General features: G+C 65.8%; 5 protein-coding genes. 3 read left to right on the top strand and 2 right to left on the bottom strand.

Annotation, left to right across the window (positions count from 1 at the left end; translation table 11 throughout):
• Positions 1–419 precede the first annotated feature (419 nt).
• Together BFF77_RS28660 and BFF77_RS28665 are read right to left on the bottom strand one after the other, a co-directional pair.
• Positions 420–812 carry a type II toxin-antitoxin system death-on-curing family toxin gene (locus tag BFF77_RS28660; protein WP_066955552.1) on the bottom strand — a complete coding sequence of 131 codons (393 nt, stop codon included), beginning with the start codon at positions 810–812 and terminating at the stop codon, positions 420–422.
• Positions 809–1003: a ribbon-helix-helix protein, CopG family gene (locus tag BFF77_RS28665; RefSeq protein WP_031089472.1), complete on the bottom strand. Its 195-nt coding sequence runs from the start codon at positions 1001–1003 to the stop codon at positions 809–811. Before BFF77_RS28665 ends, BFF77_RS28660 begins: the two co-directional genes overlap by 4 nt.
• Positions 1004–2301: 1298 nt before the next feature.
• Here BFF77_RS28665 and BFF77_RS28675 point away from each other — a divergent pair.
• From BFF77_RS28675 to BFF77_RS37255, 3 genes are all read left to right on the top strand, one after another.
• Complete coding sequence (locus BFF77_RS28675; RefSeq protein WP_066955558.1) at positions 2302–2613, top strand: CU044_2847 family protein; 312 nt, start codon at positions 2302–2304, stop codon at positions 2611–2613.
• A complete protein-coding gene (locus BFF77_RS28680; RefSeq protein WP_066955562.1) occupies positions 2610–3446 on the top strand; it encodes a trypsin-like peptidase domain-containing protein in 837 nt (278 codons plus the stop codon). The genes BFF77_RS28675 and BFF77_RS28680 overlap by 4 nt, the downstream gene beginning before the upstream one ends.
• Positions 3443–5982, top strand: a 2540-nt coding sequence (locus BFF77_RS37255; protein ID WP_245703753.1) for an AfsR/SARP family transcriptional regulator, incomplete at its 3' end; no start/stop codon positions are given. The genes BFF77_RS28680 and BFF77_RS37255, both read left to right, overlap by 4 nt.

Below are 5982 nucleotides of genomic sequence, written 5' to 3' on the forward strand. Positions count from 1 at the left end.
AGCCACCTCCGCCTCCGCCACACGCCACGCCCCATCCCGTTCCGAGCCCATCCCATACTCCCGCCGGTCGCCGTGTCGGTACCGACGAGAATGGCAGCCCCCCGGTCGCGGAGCCGTAGACACTCACTCGAACCGTCCCCCGCAAAGATCAGAAACCCTTGGCGGCAGGCTCCAGAATGGCCACGCACTCCACATGGTGCGTCATCGGGAGGGTGTCCCTAGGGCGAGGACCTGAAAACATAGAGGTCAGAGATACTTTCCCCCGAGTTGGATCGGGGTGCCGGACGGTCGGAGCGTCAAACGAGCGTCCCGGCTGACCAGCCCGGACTCCGCGAGACGGACTCCCGTTCGGTGGCGGAGGCGCGGGAGCGCATTCGTTCGTGCACGACTGGCCGAAGCCGCCCACACGTCGTCGTGTGTCAGGAAACGGGGAACCAGACCGACAGGCGCTTGGCGATGACTGGTACGTCGACGTTGTCCTGCGCGACTTCCTCGACAAACGGGCCGGCGATGGAGACGGGCGGCGGAACGGTACCGGCGCTGACGCCGTTGAACCGCAGGAAGACACGCATGGCGAGCCAGGCAGTGCGCTTGTTGCCGTCGATCAGCGCGTGATTGCGGGCAACGGAGTGCAGTAATGCTGCCGCCTTCTCGTGCAGCGTGGGATACACCTCGGCTCCGAACACGTTGGTCCGGGGCCGTTCAATCGCCGACACGAGAAGTCCCATGTCACGCACGCTGTGCTCGGTACCGTTGACCGTGCGGGCGATGGCCAGGATCTCGTCGATCTGAATGTAGCGCACTTCGGTCACTTCAGGTAGTCCAGGATCTCCGCATCGCTGTCCATGAGCTCGGCCAGGACGTCATCGACCTTCAACTCGGCCCGGTCCTGGGCGTCACGGATGGCCTCAATGGCAAGCTCCTGCTTGCTGCGGCGCTCTCGACGAGCACGCTCGGTGAGCTTCGCGTCGAGGTCGTCGGGGAGTCGGAGTGTCATCGCCATACGGTGATGATACCGGCCTGGTATCTGGGTGGCGAGGTGATACCAGCCACTGGACCTCGGACCCCGGTGCCATCCTCCATGACCGGCCGACGGCCCGCTATCTCGGTTCCCATACGAGTGCAACCGAGATAGCGGCTCAAGCCGCCGCTGGGAAGGTGCTGTGGGACGCTTGAGACTTCCGGTGTTCGAGCGTCATCCGAGCGTCAAAATTCTGCCAGAAAATACAAAACAGCAGTTCAGGAGCCCTTCCCGGCGGGCTCCAGGATCGCCACGCACTCCACGTGGTGCGTCATCGGGAACATGTAGCCCTGGACACAGAGCGTAAAATAGCAGGTCAGAGAGGCTTTCAGGTCCCGAATGAGGGCTGGCGGGCGCCCGGAGCGTCAAATGAGCGTCACGGCCGTACTTCGGTTCGGCGCGGACAATCTGGCGTGGCATGGCTTCCCGCAACACCCACATCGTCATCATCCTGGTCCTCGCGACGGCGGCGGGACTGGTCGCCTACAGGAGTCTGGCCTGGGGGCTGGGATCGCGACGGCCGCCATCGTGTACGCCTGCCTCTAGGACATGCAGCGACAGGTGGGCCCCTGCGAGCCCGGCCCGGACGTCGGACCCGCAGAAGGAGTCCGTGGCGCAGGAGAGGAAAAACTCGCCGCGGACCAGGGCATCGGAGGGCGTCGGACGCGACACAGGGCCGGGGAGCCCAGACAGGCGCGAGGGGCTTCCTGATCGATCGGCGGCAGGTCCATTGGTCCGGTGAATCATGTGGCTGCTGCATCGCAGGACGACGCCCCCGCCACGAGCCGGGAGCAGGACGCCGTGCGGCTCCCTTCTACATGAGCAGAGCATTCAACTTCGCCCGGCAACAGCGCCTGCACAGCCTCCACAGCTTCGCTGAGTTTCATCACATTGGTGAGCGGGGCCAGTTGGTCCCGCCCACCGTTATGGCGCCATTGTCGAGGCTCGAGCGCGAGGCGGCCCATTGTTCGCTGGAACATGGCCAGAGCGGAGCCAGCGGTGTGGCACTCTGTAGGCAGTTCTCGACCGGGACCGCCTGGCTGGTGGCTCACGCCCGCCGGAGAGTACGCAGCATGCCTCTTCACTGCTTCATGGGAGGCTGCGATTTTAGTGACGGGCATCACAAGTCGTGCTGCATACCGGTAAGGACGCCCTCGCGACCCTCAACTTCCGTGCCATAGACAGATCTTGTTCGGCGAAGCCTTCGCGTGCGACTTCCTGTGTGGCTACGCTTCCGGGAGGTGCCCAACAAGACGTAGTAGACGGGGGATGCCGCAGTCATGGCCGATGTCAGGGTCGAGACGGTGAAGCTCGATGCCGCAGGAAGCCGTCAAATCGCCGCAAGGACACGGCCGACGTCGTCTCTCAGCGACCGCGCTGGTGAGGTAGAGGAAGCCATCGTCCAGGCATCAGCAATCGCCCAGCAGTCTCTGGCCCGAGTCCCCGAGCGCGACGGCTGGCAGGTCGCGAGCATGGACGTCACCTTCGGGCTAACTCTCGCCGCCGAGGCTGGCGTCATCCTCTCCAAGGCGTCCGCAGAAGCCTCGTTCGAGGTGACACTCACCGTGGAGCGGGTTTCGGGCGGGGCGTGACCAGCGTGGGATACTGGGTTGACCTCTACCAGGGCGAGCAGCGGCTCGGGGGAGGCTTCCTTGTGGACCGCTGGCGGGTCATCACCGCACTCCACTGTCTGGGCGGGCTGACTGCGCTCGACGCGGATCTCGATATCGTGCTGGCCGACGGCAGCCAGGTAGAGGGGCGGGTCCGTCGCCAGGACGAGGGCGCTGACCTGGCTCTCATTGAGATCTCTTCCCAGTTTGATGTCACCCGGCCTATTCCCGTGGCCGGAGTCGCACAGGGCGGCGAACGCTGGCGCAGCCCGTATCGGCCTGCCGAGAACGAGGCAGAACTCGGTGGCCACGTCGACAACGGGGCATTGGCGTACAAGTGCGTTGGCGGCGCCAAAATAGAGGCACTTCAGCTAACGGCCAGCCAACCCCTCGGTGATTTTTCTGGTTACTCCGGGGGCCCCGTGGAGAGCACGGCCCCGGACCGTGAGCCGGCGGTCCTCGGTATCCTGCTCGAACAACTGCCAGACCGCGCCAGTCCACACAGCGGTCGGTATACCAATGTGCTCTTCGCTGCAACCATCGGGGAGGCGATGAGGCGCCTCAACCTCCTGGACGCCGGGCATCTCATGGATGTACTGCGCCCTGGCCGCTCAGAGCACGTTCCTCAGCTCATGTCCGGGGCGGATTCATCGCCTCTCACCCCAGCGAACCGGATGGCACGCGTGGACAGCGCGATGCGCATCATCCAACAGCTTTCCGACCTGGGCGTCATGGACCCCGTCTCCGCTGACCAGGTCAAGTTCCATGCGGTGAAGCTCATCATGCAAGAGGAACCGAGCGGAGGTGAGGAATGAGCAACACATGGCAGGAAGCGATCACTTCCGCGGAGCGCGCACTGCGCGGCGAATCCTCGGGCCGGCCTCAGACGGTGCGCGCGATCGGCACGCTCTGCATGGAGCCGCTTCCACTCGATCGTTCGACCTTGGGCAGGGACTTCGCCCGGCTGATCTCCCTGCTGGACGTCCTCGGTCTGTACAACGAGTCTCGGTCGCTGTTGGAACATATGGGCTCGTCGCTCGTCCAGGCTCCTCGCCCGCCGGAATTGGACGAAGCCACGCGCAATCAACTCGCAGTCACCCTCGCAGACAGGGGTCATCTCACCAGCGCGGAGAAGCTGCTCGCGGACTCTGCCCGATCCGGCTCGGTGTCCGCCGCAACGCTGGTGAACCTGGCCTCTGTGAAGCTGAGCCAGGACGACACCGCTGGGGCCGCCGACTGTGCAGCCAGGGCCCGCCGCGCCGCAGGCACTGCTGACGGAGACGAGGGCTCAGAAGAGTGGCTGGACATCCAACTACTGGCGACCGCGATCCTTGCCAACGCTGCCCGCAAGGCCAACCGGCATGCGAAGGCAGATCAGTTGGTGGAGGAACTCGAACACTTCGCCCGCGCCACCGTTCGCCTACTCGGGGGCGACCACCCCAAGTCCGTCTCTGCTCTGGTCACGCTGGCGTCGGCGGAGTTCGAGTCAGCCAAGGCGGCAAGCGAGCGTGGTCGCATGGAACGCGCAGCTGATGTCATTGCCATCGCCGCTCAGCAGATGTCTGCAACCCTGGGGATCCACCACCCTCGTTCGATCGCCGCACTCCGAAGCCTGGCAACGGTGGAATACGACACTGTACAAACGGTCGACGTGCGCCGAGGTCTTCACGGTGCGCGTGCGCTCGTGGCGGCCGCAGAACGGCGAGCAGCTGTTTGGCAGCAAGCGGTGCCGTCAGCCGCCCATGCAGTTACACCGCAGGCGTCGGAAGCGCCACTCCTGCTAGTGCCGGAACAGGTGGAACGCCAGAGTGATGCGGATGCGGTCCGCTTCAGCGTGCTCGGCCCGGTCCGTGCCTGGCGTAGCGGAGAACTGGTCGGCACCGGCTCCCCGCAGCAGCGGGCCCTGTTGGCCGTCTTGCTGCTGCGCGAGGGCCGCACGGCGACCGCGGGCGAGCTGATCGACGCCTTGTGGGGCGAGGAGCCGCCGTCGCAGGCGCTGGCGGCAGTACGGACGTATGCCTCCCGGCTGCGGAAGGTTCTGAGTCCCGGGGTCCTCGTGAGCGAGTCGGGCGGATACGCGATCCGTGGGCTCGACGAGGGGACCCTGGACCTGGTACTGGCGCAGGAGCTGGCAGCCGACGCGGAGAAGGCAAGGCATACCGGCGATCTGTGCCACGCCCGTGAGCTGCTGAGCCGCGCGCTGGCGCTGTGGGACGACGAGGCGCTGGCCGGTGTACCGGGTCCGTACGCGGAAGCGCAGCGGGTCCGGTTGGAGGAGTGGCGGCTTCAACTCTTCGAATCTCGCCTGGGTATGGACCTGGAGCAGGGTTGCCATGCGGAGGCAGTGCCGGAACTGACGGCCCTGACCGCGGCACACCCACTGCGAGAACGCCTGCGCGAACTGCTCATGCTGGCGCTGTACCAAAGCGGGCGGCTAGCCGAGGCGCTCGCCGTGTACGACGACACAAGAAGACTTCTGGTGGAGGAGTTGGGGGTAGACCCGCGCCCAGGCATGAGGGAACTGCGGCAACGCATCCTGCAGGCAGACCCTGGCCTGGTGGAACCCACCGTCCCGCAGCCCGAGCCCAGCGCCGACCAGGTCCGTCCTGCTCAACTCCCCACCACTGTCTCAGACTTCACGGGCCGGACGTCTCTCGTGGACGAGCTGTGCGAGCGACTGAAGTCGGCGGGCGGCAAGGTGATGGCTGTGTCCGCGTTGCCGGGCATCGGGGGCCTTGATGGAATCACGGGGATCGCTGGAGTCGGGGGAGTTGGCAAGACGACGCTGGCGGTGCACGTGGCACATCGTGTGCGCGGGTCGTTCCCTGACGGGCAGTTGTACGTCGACCTCCGAGGTGCGGACTCGCAGCCAGCGGAGCCGGCGACGGTGCTTGGTGCGTTTCTGGGAGCGTTGGGGGTGGCTGATTCCGAGATCCCAGACTCCCTGGCGGAGCGGACGGCCTTGTACCGCTTGACGCTGGATCAACGCAGGGTCCTGGTGCTGCTGGACAACGCCAAGGACGCGGCCCAGGTGAGGCCGCTTCTACCGGCGAGGGACGGTTGTGCGGCTCTCGTGACATCGCGCGTGAGGATGGAGGATCTGAGCGGGGCCTACCTGGTCAACCTCGAGGTGATGTCCCCCGACGAGGCGCTGTCTCTGTTCACCAAAATCGTGGGTGAGGAGCGGGTGACTGCGGAACGGGAGGCCGCGCTGGCCGTGGTGGCGGCGTGCGGTTTCCTGCCTCTGACGATCCGGATCGCTGCGTCGCGTCTGGCGGCTCGTCGTACGTGGACGGTAACGGTGCTTGCGGCCAAACTCGCCGACGAGCGACGTCGCCTGGACGAACTTCA

This window comes from Streptomyces lushanensis, assembly GCF_001700515.1.
Lineage (GTDB): Bacteria > Actinomycetota > Actinomycetes > Streptomycetales > Streptomycetaceae > Streptomyces > Streptomyces lushanensis.

Coding starts and splice junctions, on each gene's coding strand:
- BFF77_RS28665 (WP_031089472.1), bottom strand. CDS start 1,003: ATGGCGATGACACTCCGACTCCCCGACGACCTCGACGCGAAGCTCACC.
- BFF77_RS28675 (WP_066955558.1), top strand. CDS start 2,302: ATGGCCGATGTCAGGGTCGAGACGGTGAAGCTCGATGCCGCAGGAAGC.